The sequence below is a fragment of the Sinorhizobium sp. KGO-5 genome, from assembly GCF_036245905.1.
Taxonomy (GTDB): Bacteria; Pseudomonadota; Alphaproteobacteria; order Rhizobiales; family Rhizobiaceae; genus Sinorhizobium; species Sinorhizobium meliloti_A.
The window spans coordinates 880,824-898,003 of sequence record NZ_BDIZ01000003.1; the positions used below are offsets into that span (position 1 = coordinate 880,824).

The window sequence follows — 17,180 nt, forward strand, 5'->3', positions numbered from 1 at the left end:
ATCAGTGCGAGGCGCCGGAACCGCCGACGGCGACGATCGCAAAGGGCTGACCTTCGATGGGGATCGTGCGGGTCTCCTTAAGAGTCTCTGCATCGATCACCCGGAGGAGCGCGTGTCGCGGGTCGGTGATCACGATCTGGCCGTCGGCTGCCGCCAGGCGCGGGCGCGGATCACGCCAATGGCCGTCCTTGCTGTATGGCTCGGTGACCCTGCCCTTGCGGAGGATTTCCCCCTTGATCACGTCCAGCACATGAAGGTCGCCGTCTTCCGTCAGGATGTAGACATTGGCCGGCATTGCAGGATCCAGGAGGAAGTCGACACGCCGGGTCGGCAGCGTGATCAGCCGATACGGTTCGCTGCTGTCCGGATCGATGAGCACGACTTTATCGTCGCCGTAATTGCCGAGGAAGAACTGCATCGCCTTGCCTCCGAGCAGGGTGCCGGTGTGACCCTTCGGGAAATCCGAGGGGTAGGGAAGCATAGTGAGCTTCGGCCCGTCGATACCGCCGGGGCGGGCGACGAGCACCCCTTCCTTGCAGCCGAAGGCGACGAGACGGGCTGATGTGGCCTCGCCATGCAGGTCGGTGCATTTGCTGATCTCGCCGATCTGCCCGCCCTTCTCGTCGATCACACGCACGCCGACGCGCGGCGGCAGTTCGTCCGGCTTCGGCTCGATTTCCGTGTCCGGCACCGAGACGAGGACATGGCGCCCCATGCTCACGGCGACACCATGGTGCGGCCTGGTCGTATCGATCGTCCTGACCTGCGCCTTGCCTTCGAGAAGTGCGGCTTCATCGACGATGTCGGCCTTGCCGCCGCGATCGTAGAAAATGATCGCGTGATCGTCATGCGGCACCACATGGGCGGGGCGCTTGCCCTCGAGCGCCACCGGAAGAAGCGCCACATCGGAGACTTCCAGGTCGCGATGCTCCCCATGATCCGAGAACCCGATGCCGGTCTTGATAACGTGTACGATGTCCTCTTCCGACTGCGTGGCGAAGACCGTCTGACCGGATGCGCTGACCGTCAGGGCTGCATATCCCTTGGTGTCGTAGCGGCCCAGTTCCTTGCCGTCCGAAAAGTCGATGGCGCGTACCACCGGCTGCGTGTGATCGGCGACGAACAGGCGCCACGCCTCCTTCGTCTCATGATCATCCGCGCGTGCGCCGGGTGCGGCCAGGACGAAAGCGGTCGCCACTGCTGCCATCAGGCGGGCCCGGGTGAGAGACAATATCATGGGGGGTCCTTTCTTTGTGTTGAAACAGTTTTCGTCCGCGCAATCCGTCGGCACGGCCGGGCTATCGAAAAGTCCTCGCGCAGCGGATCTTCCCGAAGTCGCTATGTTATTACATTACTCGATAGCGACGTAATAACATTACCGAAGCCATGCCTGTCAATCCCGAGAACGCTACAAGCGAATGCTTTTCGCCCTCGCTCCCCTGCTGGTCGCAGAAATGAAATCGGAGAGGATCTAGCGACGCGCCGCGCCGGGCTCGTCGCCCTTCAGATAGCTCACCACGGCATCGGCGATCATCGTGCGATGCCGCGCGATCGTCTCGGGCTCCGACAGGTCCCGACGGAAGATCGTGCCGAAGGTATAGCGGTTCGACACGCGGAAGAAGCAGAAGGCGCTGATCAGCATGTGCACGTCGATCGGGTCGGCCTTGCGGCGGAAGGTCCCGTCGCCAAGGCCGCGCTCGATGATGGCGTCGATCATCTGGATCACCGAGACGTTGAGGTCGCGGATCGCATCGGAGCGCAGCATGTGGGCGGCGCGATGGATGTTTTCGATGCTGACCAGACGGACGAAGTCCGGATTGGCCTCGTCATGGTCGAAGGTCGTCGCGATCAGCGTGCGAAGTGCCTCTTCCGGGGGCAGGTTCGCAAGCTCCAGGTCGGCCTCCAGCGTGCGGATCTTGCGATAGGACCGCTCGAGGACGGCGAGATAGAGCGCTTCCTTGCTGCCGAAGTAATAATAGATCATCCGCTTCGACGTGCGGGTGCGCTCGGCGATCTGATCGACGCGCGCGCCTGCGAGGCCATGGGTGGAGAATTCCTCCGTCGCGACTTCGAGGATGTCGTCCTGCGTCCGCTGCGGATCGTTCTTCCTGCCGTTTGCCTGCCGCTCCGTCATTTTCACCGCGCTGCTCCCCCGCTCTCCCTCAAGCCGTTTACCGATCCAATTGCCGAAGCGAGGCGGCGGTCGAACCACGGACCTCCCGAACGATGGATCAAGACATATCACCTTGCCGAGCCCTTTCAACCTCGCGGGATTGATTTTCCGAACTAGTTAGTACATTTTGCAACGAGACATGCCGAACACCACGAAGGAGCGTGGTGGAAGGCTCCGGGCGACCGCCTGGTTGGGAGGAGAAGCCTGCGACAGGTCTGCACCTTGCGCTGTCGCTCGCCTGTCGCTTGGGAGGAGCGGATGAGCCGCATCATCGATTTCTATTTCTTCGCGTTAAAGGTGACGATCGCGCTGCTGCTTGCCGGCATGGTCGTCCTCGTCTTCGGCAATGTCGTGCTGCGCTATGCCTTCAACCAGGGAATAACGGTGTCGGAGGAGCTGTCGCGGATGTTCTTCGTCTGGCTCACCTTTCTCGGCGCCGTGGTCGCCATGCGCGAGCATGGCCATCTCGGCGTCGACTCGCTCATCAAGCGCCTGCCGCCGCGCGCAGCGAAGGCGGCCGTGCTCTGCGGCCACGCGCTGATGCTCTTCGCAATCTGGCTGGTGATCAGCGGCAGCTGGACCCAGACGCTGATCAACCTCCATGTCGGCGCGCCGGCGACCGGCATCTCCATGGCCTTCTTCTACGGAGCGGGCCTCGCCTTCGGCATTCCGGCCTTCCTGATCCTGCTCGCCGATGCCTTCGCGATCGCGACCGGCCGCATCGACGTGACCACGACCGATCTCGTACGCGACAGCGAGGATAAAGCAGCACTCGACGACATTTCTTCCCCCGCAATCGGTCCGCTTTCGGCGAAGCATTGAGGAGGCGGCGATGACCGTATCCATCTTCCTCGGCGCCCTTCTCGGACCCATGGCTCTCGGCGTGCCGATCGCCTTCGCCCTCATCCTGAGCGGCGTGGCGCTGATGCTCTATCTCGGCCTCTTCGACGCCCAGATCGTGGCGCAGAACGTGCTGAACGGTGCCGACAGCTTCCCGCTGATGGCCGTTCCCTTCTTCCTGCTTGCCGGCGAGGTCATGAATACGGGCGGCCTCTCCCGTCGCATTGTCGCATTGGCCATGGCCATGGTCGGCCATATCCGCGGCGGGCTCGGCTTCGTCGCGATCTTCGCGGCCTGCATTCTCTCCAGTCTTTCCGGTTCGGCGGTCGCCGATGCGGCCGCACTCGGCGCGCTGCTTCTGCCGATGATGCTGAAAAGCGGCCACGACCCGGCGCGTGCCGGCGGGCTCATCGCCTCCGCCTCGATCATCGGCCCGATCATACCGCCCTCGATCGGCTTCATCCTCTTCGGCGTGGTCGGCGGCGTCTCCATCACCAAACTCTTCCTCGCCGGCATATTCCCGGGACTGATGATCGCCGCGGCGCTTTCGATCACCTGGCTGATCGTCGCCCGCAAGGAGCAATTCGAACTGCCGCCGCGGCAGAGCGGTCGGCTGCGGCTCAGGGCCTTCGTCGACAGCCTCTGGGCGCTTTTCCTGCCCGTCATCATCATCGTCGGTCTGAAGTTCGGCGTCTTCACGCCGACGGAGGCGGGTGTCATCGCCGCCGTCTATTCGCTCTTCGTTTCGATGGTCGTCTATCGCGAACTGGCGCCGGCGCAACTCTTCCACGTCTTCGTCTCGGCCGCCAAGATCGGCGCCGTGGTGATGTTCCTCGTCGCCTGCGCGGCGGTTTCGGCTTGGCTGATCACCGTTGCCGACGTTCCCGGCGCGCTCGCCGCACTCCTCGAGCCCCTGATGGGCAACCAGACGGCTCTGCTTATCGCGATCATGGTGTTGATCGTGATCGTCGGCACGGCGATGGACATGACGCCGACGATCCTGATCATGACGCCGGTGCTGATGCCGGTCATCAAGCAGGCTGGCATCGATCCGGTCTATTTCGGCGTGCTCTTCATCATCAACAACTCGATCGGCCTGATCACCCCTCCGGTCGGTACCGTCCTGAACGTCATCTGCGGCGTGTCGAAGCTTTCGATGGAGAATCTGATGAAGGGCGTGATGCCCTTCCTCTTCGCGGAGCTGGTCGTTCTTTTCCTGCTCGTCCTGTTCCCTGAACTGGTGACCGTTCCGGTCTCCTGGTTCGGACGCTGACGCGCGATTTTCGACTGTCAACAAGGCCGGCACGATACCGGCCCAACCTGGGAGGAAAACATGTTCGACAGACTGACCAAAATGGCATTGGGCCTGGCCGTGCCACTGGCACTCATGACGGCGGGCCCGGCATTCGCGGAAATCCGCGATCAGACGGTCAAATTCGCCTCGGCGAACAACAAGGGTCATCCGCAGGTGACCGGCATGGAGAAATTCGCCGAGCTCGTGAAGGAGAAGAGCGGCGGCAAAATCGAGGTGAAGCTCTTCCCCGGTGGGACGCTCGGCGGCGACGTGCAGACCGTTTCGGCGCTGCAGGGCGGCGTCATCGAGATGACGGTGCTGAACGCCGGCATTCTGGCGAGCAACGTCAAGGAGTTCGGCGCGGTCGATCTCCCCTTCCTGTTCGACAGCGGCGAGGAGGCGGACAAGGTGATGGACGGTCCCTTCGGCACCGGCCTGATGGAACGCCTGCCCGACACCGGGCTCGTAGGCCTCGCCTATTGGGAGCTCGGTTTCCGCAACCTGACCAACAACCGGCATCCGGTGACCAAGCTCGAAGACATTAAGGGCCTGAAGATCCGCACCATTCAGTCGCCGATCCCGGTCGAGCTTTTCAACGCGCTCGGCGCCAATGCGGTGCCGCTCCCCTATACCGAGCTCTATACCGCGCTCGAGACGGGAACGGTCGACGGCCAGGAGAATCCCTCCGCCAACATCATCAACGCAAAATTCTACGAGGTGCAGAAGTACATGACGCTCACCCGTCATCAGTACAATCCGCAGATCGTGCTCGTCAGCAAGAAGTTCTGGGACGGCCTCAATGACGAGGAGAAGGCCGTACTGCAACAGGCAGCTGTCGAAGCGCGCGACTTCCAGCGCAAGGTCTCGCGCGAGCAGGATGCCGCAGCACTCGAAGAGATCCGCAAGACGGGGATGGAGGTCAGCGAACTGAGCCCCGAGGAAACGCAGAAGCTGCGCGATGCCGTCAAGCCGATGATCGAGAAGTTCAGTGCCGATATCGGCCAGGAGACGGTCGAGGCGCTCTTCAAGGAAATCGGCACCGCCCGCGGCCAGTGATCGTCATGCCGGTCCGCCCGCAACCGGACGGGCCGGCGCGCCGTGGCCGCAGCCGAAAACCGAAACAACCGGAACCCGATGCATGACCGAAACGCTTGTAAGATCCTTGAAGGCGGGCCTGATCGGCGCGGGCATCCAGGCATCGCTGACGCCGGCGATGCACATGGCGGAAGGTGCGGCGCAGGGCATTCGCTACGATTATGAGCTGATCGATCTCAACGTGCTGGGGGCGAGCGAGAAGGACCTGCCGCGCCTGCTCGCCGACGCCGAGCGGCGGGAGGTTGCCGGGCTCAATATCACCCATCCCTGCAAGCAGGCGGTCATTCCCTATCTCGACGAGCTCGCCCCCGAGGCACGGCAACTCGGCGCCGTCAACACGGTGGTCCTCAGAAGCGGACGGCGCTACGGCCACAATACGGACTGGTGGGGTTTTGCCGAAGGCTTCCGGCGCGGCCTGCCGGATGCCGACCTCTCCTGCGCTGTGCAGCTCGGCGCCGGCGGAGCAGGCGTCGCCACGGCCTATGCCGCGCTCTCGCTCGGCTTGCAGCGGCTCGTCGTGTTCGACCGCGAGGCCGGCCGCGCGCAGGCGCTTGCCCGGATGCTATCCCCTCTCTTTCCGAAAGCCGAGGTGGCGGCCGGCACCGACCTCCCCTCGGAAATGGGAAATGCCGCCGGCCTCATCCACGCGACGCCGACCGGCATGACGAAATATCCCGGATTGCCGCTCGACGCGGAGCTTCTTTCGCGAAGCCATTGGGTCGCCGAGATCGTCTATTTTCCGCTGGAAACGGCGCTTCTCGGGGAGGCCCGGCGGCGTGGCTGCAAAACGCTCGACGGCGGCGGCATGGCGGTGTTCCAGGCGGTCGGCGCGTTTCGGCTGTTCACCGGGCTCGAACCCGACGCGTCGCGGATGCTCGGCCACTTCAGGGCGATGACCGCCTGAAGGCGCCCGGTCACGCAGGTTTCATTTGACGACCGGCTTGTGTAGCGTGTCATTCAAGGAGGCACGGGGCAAGGGGCGGTTGTGATGGGGCTTACATTCTGGTTATCGGCGGCGGCGTTCGCCGTCAAGTTCAGCACAGACGAGCATTTTCTGAGCCTCCTCCGCAGGGGAGACCAGAAGGCGATGAGTGAGCTGATTGCACGGCACCACGGTGCTTTGGTCAGGCTGGCGGACAGCATCGTCAGGAACCGGGCCGTCGCGGAGGAAGTCGCCCAGGAAACCTGGCTCGCCGTCATCGCCAACCTGGGGTCCTTCGAAGGCAGATCGGCCCTTTCCACCTGGATCATTTCCATCCTCCTGAACAAGGCGAAGAACCACGCGAAGCGCGAGAGCCGCTATGCCGCATTGGGACAGGGGGAAGACCCGGGGCGGGATCCGGAGCAGACGCTGCGCAGCCGATTCGACGAAAGCGGCCATTGGAGCGAGGCGCCGGTCTCCTTCGATGGTCTCACGCCGGAGCGGATCGTCGCCGGGCGCCACCTCTGGGAGCATGTGCGGCAGATGATCGATCGCTTGCCGCCAGCCCAGAAGGCGGTCCTGGTGATGCGCGACGTCGAAGGGGCAGACGCTGCGGAAACCTGCCGCCTCCTGGACCTTACTCCCGAGAACCAGCGGACCCCTTTTGCATCGGGCACGTACGCGCATCCGCGACGAGATCGAGACGCAGCCTGGAATGATCGTGATCTACGCAGCGGTCAGGAGTGCTGCAAGCTCGTGAAAAAGCCGCTCGTCTTCCGACTGGGCGACATTGAAGCGCAAGAAACCGCTGGCCGTATGCGTATGACTGAAGACATTGCCCGGTGCGAGCACGATGCCTCTGGCGAGCGCTTGCCTCGCGAGCTTGGCGGCATCGATGCCATCGGGCAGCCGGCACCAGAGGAACATGCCCGCCTGCGGCTCGATCCAGGGCGTGATGCCGATCCGGGCGAGTCTTCGGGCAGTCTCGGCCATCGCGCCTGCCAGGCGCTGACGCACCGTCTCAATGTGCTTGCGATAGCTGCCGTCTTTCAGGAGCGTCAGCACCAGTTCGGAGGAGAAGCCGGCGGCGCCGAAGCACGTGGCGATCTTGAGGTCGGTCAACGCCTCCACCCATTCGCGAGGCGCCACGATGAAGCCGCAGCGCACCGCCGCCGAAAGCGTTTTCGAGAAGCTGCCTATGTGCACCACCCTTTCGAGCCCGTCGAAAGCCGCAAGGCGCGGCGCCGGCGTCTCTTCGAAATCGGCGAAGATATCGTCCTCGATGATCGTCAGCCCGGCCTGCTCCGCAAGCTTGAGCAGACGATGGCCGACGAGCGGCGACAGCATTGCGCCGGTCGGGTTGTGAATGGCGGAATTGGTGATGTAGAGCCGCGGCTTGTGTTCTGCGAGCGCTTCGGCGAAGCGGCCGATGTCCGGCCCGCCGGGCGTATAGGGAACACCGACGATTTTTGCCTGATGCGCCCTGAGGAGTGCGTGGAAATTGAAATAGCACGGATCGTCGACAAGCACCGCATCCCCGGGCTTCAGCAGGAACCGGCAAAGCAGATCGATCGCCTGCGTGCCGGATTCGGTGAGCAATATCTGATCGGGCGACGCCTCTATGCCGTGCTGCGCCACGCGCCGTGCCAGAAGCTGACGCAGCGGCAGCAATCCGAGTGGCGAACCATAGTCGACGAGCGTGGCGGCGCCGCCGCGGGCGATGCCCCGCAACGCCCGCCGTAGTCCTTCCTCCGGCATCCAGTGCGGCGGCAGCCAGCCGCAGCCGGGCCTGAGTACCCCCTCCCCCGGCTCAAGGGCCTGGCGCGAGATCCACAGGGGATCGACGGCCCGGTCCACGCGCGGGCCGATCTCGGCAAGCGTGAGCGGCGCGAGCGGCGCCGCTACGAAGAAGCCCGAGCCCGGCCGCGAGCGGATCACACCTTCGGCCTGAAGGCGCTCATAGGCCTCGACCACCGTGGACTTGGAGACTTTCATCGTCAAAGCGAAGGAACGGATGGACGGAAGCCTCGCGCCGGGCGTCAAACTCCGCGCCGCTATCCGGTGCTTCACCGTGTCTATCACCCTGGTGATCAGGCTTTCGCCAGCGGCACTCGTCGCTTTCAGCCGCATCCGTACTGGCCCTTTCTCCATGACAGTTCTTATCAACTGTACCCTACTGTCTCTGGAACGGCCAGCGATCCAGCCCGATACCGGAGAAAAAGGAGCATAGGTATGAACAAGGCAGCAAGCGGCTGGATGAGTGGTTTGATCGGCGTCGTGATCTTCAGCGGTTCGTTGCCGGCGACCCGCGTCGCAGTGATGGACTTCGACCCCATCTTCCTGACCGTGGCACGGGCGACCATCGCCGGAGTTCTCGCCTTCTGCCTGCTCTTCGCGTTCCGAGAAAGACGGCCTGCCCGCGGAGACCTCGCATCGCTGGCCGTGATCTCGCTCGGCGTCGTCGTCGGTTTCCCGCTTCTGACGGCGCTTGCGCTGCGTCACGTGACTTCCGCCCATTCCATCGTCTTCATCGGCCTTCTGCCGCTTGCGACGGCGATTTTCGGCGTGCTTCGCGGCGGCGAGCGTCCACGCCCGACCTTCTGGGTGTTCTCCGGCCTCGGCAGCGCGATCGTCGTCGGCTTCGCGGCACGGCAGGGCTTTTCCGCCTCGCCGATCGGGGATCTCCTGATGCTCGCCGCCATCGTCGCCTGCGGGCTCGGTTACGCGGAGGGTGCGAAGCTGTCGCGCAGGCTCGGCGGCTGGCAGGTCATTTCCTGGGCCCTCGTCCTCTCCCTTCCGATCATGACGGCCCTGATGCTCGCCACCATGCCGTCGACTCTTGCGGGCCTGAGCGCCGCTTCCTGGCTCGGCTTCGGATACGTCTCCGTCTTCAGCATGCTCATCGGCTTCATCTTCTGGTATCGCGGCCTGGCGCTGGGAGGGATCGTGGCGGTCGGCCAGTTACAATTGCTGCAGCCCTTCTTCGGTCTTGCGCTGGCTTCGACATTGCTCGGCGAAACCGTCAGCTGGGGCATGCTTGCCGCGACGGTCGCCATCGTCGCCTGCGTCGCCGGCGCAAGAAAATTTGCCTGACCTCCGGCGGCCGTTCTGGAGTCATCCGGCGTCTGCCCGCCGCGGCCGATCGGTGATACTGTTGCGATAACGGCCCGCCGGAACCTTCGCAGGCATCCGTGGTTTCATTCGGACCGGTCGCTCCACGAGCGTCTGCGGAAGACCGCGTGCCTTTCCTCACTCCGCTCCAGAACGGGAGGCTTATGACGATGATGCGGCGGAAGATATCCCGGTTCGTGCTTGCGGGGCTCGTGCTCGTCGGGGGGATACTTCCCTTGGAGACGAGCGCTGCCCCGGCCGACGAGGCCGCCTTTCTCAATTCGCTGGAGGGCCGATGGGCCGGCGGCGGCACGGTGCTGCTTCGCATCGACCGAAGACCGATCAATGTCTCGTGCAATTTCAGCTCGGATGCGACCGGTACCGCCCTCGCCATGAGAGGAACCTGCCGCGGTCTGCTCGTGGTGTCACGCTCGATCAGCGCGGATCTGCGATCCGACGGCGCCCGCTATACCGGCATCTATGTCGGCCCGAGAGGCGGGCGGTCCGCTTTGTCCGGGAGCCGCCGCGGCAACGCCATCAATCTCAGCGTCACCTGGGCAAGGGAAGTCAACGGCGATCGCAAGGCGACGCTCATCGTGCAGAAACGCGGCGAGAACGGAATGCGCCTCAGTACTGTCGACGTGGATCCGGCGACAGGAAAACGCGTGGTGACGAGCGAGCTCAATCTGCGGCGGAGCTGAAGCGGCCGTTTCCCCTCGCTCTTTCAGAGCACGCCCCAGCCGCGATAGCGCCCCCTGCCCGTCATTTCGCGCACCCCGAGTTCGCGCACAAGATTGAGGGCGCCGCGCGGCGTGACCCCGAGATGGCGCGCGATCAGGGGTGCGGAGACGATCGGCCGCGACAGAACGAGATCGATCAGGCCCGGGAGATTGCTGTTCGATCGGCGGTCTTTGATCCGCATTTCCATCTGCGTCCTGGCGAGCGACAGACGGTCGAGTTCCTTCATGCCGAGTTCGGCCGCCGCGGACATCGCCTCCAGAAAACCGGTGAGACGCGTCAGCCGGTCCTTTGAGCGTCGACGCTCGTGGCGGATCGTCTTCAGGCCGGTATTATAGGCGAGCACGTGCGAACCGACCTTGCCGCGAAATCGAAGATAGGCGCCGACCAGAAGCGAGCCGAGCCAGTGTTGCCGACGCAACGGCTCGATGCGCTCCCATGCATCGAAAAGAACGGCAGCCCCAAGCGCGGCGGGCAGTTGGTCGGCAACCGGCAGCACGGCGCGCCACGCGTCGAGCCGGGCGGCCTCATCCCAGTCGTCATCGAAGAGCAGGCCGAGTTGACCCGTCGGCTCTACTCTCGGCGACTGCGTTTCGATTGCGGGCCGTTCCGCCATGACCGCGCTTCCAGCATGAATGTCCAGCAGCCGCGCGGACCGGGCGATCGCCGCATCGATCTCGGCGAATGCATCGGAAAGGGAGCTGTCCATCGGACCGTCCGCCATGTCGGGCGCATCCGCTTCGTCCCGGAAAGCCGAAGTGTCGGGAGAGTCATGCCTGACTGCCGGACCCGCCTCGCCGCGCAACGCGCTCAGCCCGGGCGGCGACAAGGCCCAGTCGGCATCAGCCAAATCCAATCGTCGCCGCGCCCTCAGAACCGCGTGCGCGATGGTCAGCTCGTGCGACGGAGCGCGCGCGTCCATATGCGAATCGTGTAGAACCAGGTCCTCGACATGGACCAGTTCACCGGCGACCCAAAGGGCCGCCGCCGCGTCGAAAAACTGACCGCGCTCCCGGAAGCCCTCGGCGACGGCATGACGCCCTGCCCGCTCGTCGAGCCGGGCGAGCCCGTCTTCGGCGGCAATCAGGACCGGCAGCAGCGCCGGATCGAGCGGATCAGGGATCTCATATCTCATTTTGAAAGCAAAGCGTTGGCGGTGAAACGGAAGGTAACACGTGCCTTCGTTCCGGCACAGCTATTCGAAGGTTTTCCACCCCTATTGTGCTCCGCTCACATCTGTTCCCCGCACGCCGTCCACAAGGACGCTTGCGCGGCGGCGGCGTTGATCTTAAGACCGGCCTGAGGCCAACCAACTTGATGAAGTTGACAGCTGTCAACTCCAGGCCGGCATGGCGGAGCGCCCTTGATCTCGGGGCGCCCGACGGCTCCCGGAACTCCAGAAGGTAACGGCTGTCTGCACAGCGGGAGAGTTCCGGACCTGAGCAAGTCGCCCCTCGGCAAGGCTCAGCTGTGCGGATGCGCCGTTAGACACAAGGAAAAGGCAAGCGTCTATGGTATCCGATATTCTCGCCGCTTCCGGCGGCGTCAAGCAGGTAATCTGTATAAATTGGGGAACGAAATACGGCGCACCTTTCGTGAACCGCCTCTTCGCGATGGTCGCCCGCAACATCACGCCGCCTTTCACCTTCACCTGTTTTACCGACAATAGGGAAGGCCTTCGGTCGGAAATACTCTGCGAGGACCTTCCACCGCTCGATGTCGAGATGCCGGTGAATACCAAGGGAATCTGGCCCAAGGCGCGCCTGTGGGGCCCGGAACTCGGCAGCCTCAAGGGACCGGTACTCTTTCTCGACCTCGATCTGGTGGTCGTCGGATCACTCGACGCGTTTTTCGAGATCGGCGGTCCCAACGATATCGTGATGACACGCAATCAGACGACGCCGCTTGAGCGTCTCGGGCAGACATCGCTGTTCCGCTTCCCTGTCGGAAAGCTGGTTCCATTGCAGGAGAAGTTCCGCGCCGACCCGCAACAGGTGGCGGACGAATATGAATTCGAGCAACGCTTCGTGACGCGCAACGCGCCAGGAGGGGCGAAATTCTTCCCGCGGCGTTTCGTTCTACATTTCCGCCAGGATTGTCGGCGGCCATTCCCCTTGAACTACTTCCTGCCGCCACAGCTGCCGGCGGATGCACGCGTGGTTATTTTTCCGCGCGGTCTGCTGCCGCAACATGCGATAGACGGGCAGTTCGGATATAAGGGGCGGGTGGCGACGCCGATCGATCATATTCGCGGGCTCTTCTCTCCAGACAGAAGAGAAAAGAGCGCGTTCCGCTACCTCCGGCACTATATTCTCCCGAGCCCATGGGTCGCGGAACACTGGCGCGAGTGACGGCAAAGTTCGCATTGTTGACAGCTGTCAACTGGGGAAACGGCAGCAGGGATGGACACTTGCATATCGTCGGTCCCGATGCTCCCAAATTGGTTGGCCGTCCGGACGACGTTCGATCGATTGGAGAATAGGGGAGGTGGTTCGCCGCGTCGTTGTGGTAAAGCCCCGCAAGAGACCCGTCCGCGTGACGGAACTTATTGACGATTTAGCTTCCGCATTGCCGGTTTATTGCCTTGTTCGCCAATGCCTTACGATAGAAGCAAAATTGTTAAGAAACAGACACCAAGGCGGCAAATCAAAACGGATGCGAATCCCGAGCTGAGGCGAGTTTCCCCTATCTGGAGCGTCAAGGCAACCGCCAGTGGCCGGCGTCGCAAGCCTGAGTCCGCTGAGCGAGAGGCGTCAACCAGCAAGCGGCACGTTTGGCCCTCGCGCGCGCCTCAGTGCAGCGACCATCGGAGCAACCGAGAAAGACTGGCGCCGCGCTCTCGCGGTAAGAACCCGAAGATAGCCGCCGGGCGAACTTATGCAATCGGCTCTCTCCAGGATACAGGCGATGACGGTCGCAGCATTTTCCTGGCCGAGGACCGTGCATGCATCGTCATAGGCATCCGTGCTCACCTTCAGCATGGTCCTGACGACGACTGCCGCGGTCAGCAGTTCCTTCCAGGTCGTTATACGGCCCTGTGGTCCGTAATCGGTGATCTGCGGGCAAGCGGATAGGAGGACGGTCAGGGGAATTTCCCGGGCGAGACGGGAGATCGGCAGAGATGGAGGCGCCGGGCTAACAGGGGTCTGCGCATCGACATAGGTCGAGACCTCCGAGAGCTTCGCCTTCGGTGTTACAGGATCCACGTTGCAGCTTCGGGCGCTTGCCGAAAATTTCCCCGACCCTTTTCCCAAGCCAGGTTCAAATTCAAATTGAGAGTCTGGATGTGAATTCTGTATGTGCTGCCCATTATGGCGATCATTGGCATCCATTTTTTCCGAATTAAGTAGTTTTTCCAATCGATTGGACAGATCGGCGCGAATTTCCGCCATAGCGTCGTGCAGGGCCTCGACGTCGCTGACCGATGCCTTGCGCGAGAGAGGCGCGGACAATTCTTCATATCGCCGCTGCTGCTGCTCCCAGCCGGCTGGCACGCCTGATTCACGAAGGAGCTCGAGCAGCTTGGCGATGTCGCGCCGGCAGAGGCTCAGCCTTTCGCGCATCTGACGGTGATACTGTTTGGCTGCGGCAAGATCGGCAGCGGCGGTTTTGAACTCATCGGCCCGGGCTACGAGTGGGGAGAGGTCGAATCCGAAAGCTTCGCCTACCGCACCATTGCGGCTCCTTCGAGCGTAACGTTTACCATTCGGGCTGTCGCGCCGCAGGATCAGACCCGATTCCACGAGGCATGCAAGATGCCGGCGGAGCGTGGTGCCCGCCATTCCGTGGGTTCGGAGCGAGAGCTGCGCATTGGAGGGGAAAACGACGAGTCCATTTTCGCCCGAGAGCTCGGCTCCTGGGTAGAAGCTCAAAAGGGCGTTCAACACCGCAAGCGAACGATCGGACACGCCGATCACCGTCTTCGCTTCACAGAGAGAACGAAACAATTTCCACTTGTCCACCGACCGGTCCGGCGGGACGTTGCCGGCGGCGATCTGACTTGCGAGCATGCCAAGCGTCATCGCCCGCCGCCCAAAGGGCGTCGTCACACTTCCACGTTCCATTTTCTTCACCTTTTCCAAGGCAAAAGAAATTCGTTCGCCGAAACGACGTCAAAAATGCTTGACACTGATTCGCGGAAATGGGATTCTCTAGTTGCTACACGAGAGAAGGGTTTCCGCAGCGCTAGTCGTTCGGAAGCCTTTTTCTTTTGCTCTGTTTAGTCTCCTGTTTCCCGTTGATATTCGAGGTAGAGCGCTTCAAGCCTCTTCCTCACGAATTCTGCAAAGCCCGGTGCCGCCTTCTTGCTGAAGGCCAGCGTCGTTTCCGCATCCGTTTCACGAATCCGCACGGCGCGGCTCCTGTCCGGAGCAATCCAGGTTTCCGCCTTTGAGGGCTTCCTGGCGAAGCTCAGCAAGGCGAACAGCTTTTCGAAACGCTGATCGCTCTCCAGCGCCGTGAACTCGGGCGCATCGATGAAATCCAATGCCTTCGGACGCCAGTCATCGCGGTCGATGAGATCGGCGAGTTCGATCCATCGCCTCCTGCCGAAACCCGGCGCGGCACCGATGGCTTCGATGATTTCCAACGGCAATCGGCGGACGACGGCGATCATCTTGGAGAGCGCCGCCTTGTCCACCCCGAGGGCCGACATGATCGTGTCCCGCGAGAAGCCGCGATCTTCGAGACGCGTTGCGAATAAGGCTCGCTCTATGAAGGAGAGGTCGGTGCGGGCGTTGTTTTCCTGCCCCTGGGAAATGACGAGCTGCTCGTCGTTCAGGTTCCGGATGACCGCCTTGACCTTGGTGCCGATCTCGCGCAAGGCCGCAAGCCGCCTGTGGCCGTAGGCGACCTGATATCGGCCGCTCTCCGCCGGATGCGGCCGCACGAGGATCGGAACCTGTTGTCCGTGGTCCCGGATCTGCTGAACCAGCATGGCCTGAACCTCGGGGGCGACACCCAGCCTATCGATGATGAAAGAGGAATCGATCAGCTCCGGGTCCAGTTCGACGATCGCGTGCCCCTCGGCAAGCTGGCGCTCCAATTCCTCCGCTCGTTCGACCTTCTGGGTGATGTTCGAAAGGGATCTGGTGATGCCGCCGACGAGGGCATTGGAGCGCTGGGCGGGCGCAAGACCCGCGATCGGACGACCCACGGCCGGACGCTCCCCGTCTTCGGAGGCGAGGGGGCTGTCGGAAATGCCGATCAGGTTCTTGCGGGCCATCGGTTACTTCCTCCCCCAGACCCTGCGGATCATCTCTTCGATCTCTGCATTGACGAGGGAGAGCGAATCCATCGCCCGATCGTAGGTACCGCGTATGAATTGCGAGCGCTCCACCTCATAGAGCGTCTGCTTGGTCACGCCGGCGTCGGAAATCGCAGTCGATTTCACCATCGCGTTTTGCAGCATGCGGTTACCGAAGATCGCGCGCATGAAACCGGTCATCTGACTCTGCGGTCCGTCGTTCGGCTCGAAACGCGTGACCAGATAGCGCATCCAGTCATAGCTGGTGCGCCCGCCGGCGTTCTCGACAACGGCCATGAGCTCGCTCGTCATCGACAGGAACTGGGACATCGACATGACGTCGAGCATCTGCGGGTGCACGGTGATGAGCACGGAGGTCGCGGCGCAAAGCGCCGACATGGTCAGGAAGCCGAGCTGCGGCGGGCAGTCGATGACGACGATGTCGTAGAAGCTCTCGATCTCGGAAAGCACCTCGCCGATCCGCGCGAAGAACATGGTTTCGGTGGAGCCCGCGATCATGGCCTTCGGAGTCTCGTGCTCGAATTCCATGAGTTCGAGATTGCCCGGAATGAGGTGAAGATTGGCGGTATAGGTCGACCGAACCACCTCCGCGACCGGCCGGGGGGCCTCGTAGCGTATGGCGCCGTAGAGCGTTTCCCCTTCGCCGACGTCAAGTTCCGGCTGATGGCCGAAGAGGGCGGAGAGGGAGGCCTGCGGATCGAGATCGATCGCCAGGACCCGATAGCCGCGCAAGGCGAGATACTGCGCGAGGTGAGCGGATGTCGTCGTCTTGCCTGAACCGCCTTTGAAATTCATGACGGAGATGACCTGCAGCTTCTCGCCTGGTCGGCGATGCGGAATATATTTTCCGGTCTTGCTGCCTTCGTCGAGGACTCGGCGGATACGGTCGATGTCCTCCATCGCATACATGCGGCGGCCGTTTGACAGCGGCTGCGGGCCATGGCCTTCTGAGGCGATCTGGCGCAGATAGCCTTCGCCGATTCCGATGAAGGCCGCTGCCTCTGCCGGACTGAAGAGCCGCATCGTCTTTTGCGCGGACGGAGAAAAGATCTTCTTCTGATGCTCCTGCAACTGGTGTGCGAGTTCCTGAGCGTCGGCAGACAAGAGCGACGGCAGATGCTCCTGCTCCTCAAGACTCTGGATTCTCTGTTGCAACATTCCTATTCTCCAAAAACTGCGCAAAATTCCCCGATGGGAGCTGATCTGCGCAGTTATACTATGCGCCGATTCGTTGCCATTTTACAAACGCTTAACAAAAAGCTCGGTTGTGCTGCCGGAGCGCTGCAGTTTTGTCATCCGGCAGTTCATTGGTTGTCCGCGGACAACTCGCCGGCAGCCCAGCCGGACCGATCCGGCCGACATTTGCATTGGCGAAACGTCGCGTATCCGAGCGGTCGCGCAAATCTCCTCCTGACGGTGCAATCGCCACGGGGCCGCTATAGATCATAATTTTAGTAGACTATTGACAGCGGACCGGATTGTGACAGGATCGAGCGCGGCAGGTCGGATAAGAGAAGGATAAGGCATGTTCTATCTCGGCGGAATGACCCTCGGCTACCTCGTCCCACCCCGGCGCACCGGCGTGGCCCGCAAACCCGCGGCCAGCAAGGAGCCGGCGAACGACCGTCCCGACCGGGAGAACGCGCCGGGTGACGGCGAAGGGGATCGGGAGTGGGCTCGAGCCTTCCTGGCGCCGTGGCACCTCTTCTATTGAAACGCCTCTGCCGCAAGTCCTTCTCTT

The 17,180-nt window shown here is 62.7% G+C and carries 15 protein-coding genes and 1 pseudogene; 9 read left to right on the forward strand and 7 right to left on the reverse strand.

Translation table 11 applies throughout. The features are described from left to right. Position 1 precedes the first annotated feature (1 nt). Both aztD and BHD07_RS18115 read right to left on the reverse strand, forming a co-directional pair. Entirely contained in the window at positions 2–1,237 is a 1,236-nt protein-coding gene (gene aztD / locus BHD07_RS18110; protein ID WP_338282203.1) for a zinc metallochaperone AztD, read from the reverse strand. A gap of 234 nt (positions 1,238–1,471) precedes the next feature. After that, complete coding sequence (locus tag BHD07_RS18115) at positions 1,472–2,134, reverse strand: TetR/AcrR family transcriptional regulator (protein ID WP_338282320.1); 663 nt, start codon at positions 2,132–2,134, stop codon at positions 1,472–1,474. Positions 2,135–2,431: 297 nt separating this feature from the next. On the opposite strand from BHD07_RS18115, the gene BHD07_RS18120 reads away from it, so the two are divergent. From BHD07_RS18120 to BHD07_RS31950, 5 genes and pseudogenes are all read left to right on the forward strand, one after another. After that, positions 2,432–2,995 carry a TRAP transporter small permease gene (locus BHD07_RS18120; RefSeq protein ID WP_102761512.1) on the forward strand — a complete coding sequence of 188 codons (564 nt, stop codon included), beginning with the start codon at positions 2,432–2,434 and terminating at the stop codon, positions 2,993–2,995. A 10-nt stretch (positions 2,996–3,005) separates the two neighbouring features. Further along, on the forward strand, positions 3,006–4,286 hold the full coding sequence (locus BHD07_RS18125; protein ID WP_338282206.1) for a TRAP transporter large permease subunit: 1,281 nt from the start codon (positions 3,006–3,008) through the stop codon (positions 4,284–4,286). A gap of 60 nt (positions 4,287–4,346) precedes the next feature. Continuing rightward, positions 4,347–5,363 carry a TRAP transporter substrate-binding protein gene (locus BHD07_RS18130; RefSeq protein ID WP_102761510.1) on the forward strand — a complete coding sequence of 339 codons (1,017 nt, stop codon included), beginning with the start codon at positions 4,347–4,349 and terminating at the stop codon, positions 5,361–5,363. Positions 5,364–5,445: 82 nt separating this feature from the next. Next, on the forward strand, positions 5,446–6,306 hold the full coding sequence (locus BHD07_RS18135) for a shikimate dehydrogenase (RefSeq protein ID WP_338282209.1): 861 nt from the start codon (positions 5,446–5,448) through the stop codon (positions 6,304–6,306). Between the two features lie 183 nt (positions 6,307–6,489). After that, a pseudogene (locus BHD07_RS31950) lies at positions 6,490–6,963 on the forward strand (RNA polymerase sigma factor); the annotation flags it as partial. 87 nt (positions 6,964–7,050) lie between these two features. Here BHD07_RS31950 and BHD07_RS18140 read toward each other — a convergent pair. Beyond that, positions 7,051–8,475, reverse strand: coding sequence for an aminotransferase-like domain-containing protein (locus tag BHD07_RS18140; RefSeq protein ID WP_338282211.1), 1,425 nt, complete (start codon positions 8,473–8,475; stop codon positions 7,051–7,053). Positions 8,476–8,556: 81 nt separating this feature from the next. Between BHD07_RS18140 and BHD07_RS18145 the strand changes: the two genes are divergently transcribed. Then, positions 8,557–9,417 (forward strand): DMT family transporter, encoded by an 861-nt coding sequence (locus BHD07_RS18145; RefSeq protein ID WP_338282213.1) that lies wholly within the window; start codon positions 8,557–8,559, stop codon positions 9,415–9,417. 188 nt (positions 9,418–9,605) lie between these two features. Next, on the forward strand, positions 9,606–10,136 hold the full coding sequence (locus tag BHD07_RS18150; RefSeq protein WP_338282322.1) for a hypothetical protein: 531 nt from the start codon (positions 9,606–9,608) through the stop codon (positions 10,134–10,136). 23 nt (positions 10,137–10,159) lie between these two features. On the opposite strand, the gene BHD07_RS18155 is transcribed toward BHD07_RS18150, so the two are convergent. Next, complete coding sequence (locus BHD07_RS18155) at positions 10,160–11,308, reverse strand: RHE_PE00001 family protein (RefSeq protein ID WP_100670996.1); 1,149 nt, start codon at positions 11,306–11,308, stop codon at positions 10,160–10,162. 376 nt (positions 11,309–11,684) lie between these two features. Here BHD07_RS18155 and BHD07_RS18160 point away from each other — a divergent pair, with 376 nt between their 5' ends. After that, complete coding sequence (locus BHD07_RS18160) at positions 11,685–12,524, forward strand: glycosyl transferase (RefSeq protein WP_100670994.1); 840 nt, start codon at positions 11,685–11,687, stop codon at positions 12,522–12,524. 402 nt (positions 12,525–12,926) lie between these two features. Here the strand turns inward: BHD07_RS18160 and repC are convergent, their stop codons facing one another. From repC to repA, 3 genes are all read right to left on the reverse strand, one after another. Next, a complete protein-coding gene (gene repC, locus BHD07_RS18165) occupies positions 12,927–14,237 on the reverse strand; it encodes a plasmid replication protein RepC (protein ID WP_338282324.1) in 1,311 nt (436 codons plus the stop codon). 155 nt (positions 14,238–14,392) lie between these two features. Next, entirely contained in the window at positions 14,393–15,397 is a 1,005-nt protein-coding gene (gene repB, locus BHD07_RS18170; RefSeq protein WP_338282220.1) for a plasmid partitioning protein RepB, read from the reverse strand. A gap of 3 nt (positions 15,398–15,400) precedes the next feature. Next, positions 15,401–16,594: a plasmid partitioning protein RepA gene (repA, locus tag BHD07_RS18175; protein WP_375341903.1), complete on the reverse strand. Its 1,194-nt coding sequence runs from the start codon at positions 16,592–16,594 to the stop codon at positions 15,401–15,403. A gap of 370 nt (positions 16,595–16,964) precedes the next feature. Between repA and BHD07_RS18180 the strand changes: the two genes are divergently transcribed. Beyond that, on the forward strand, positions 16,965–17,153 hold the full coding sequence (locus BHD07_RS18180) for a hypothetical protein (RefSeq protein ID WP_100670988.1): 189 nt from the start codon (positions 16,965–16,967) through the stop codon (positions 17,151–17,153). The last annotated feature ends 27 nt before the right edge of the window (positions 17,154–17,180 follow it).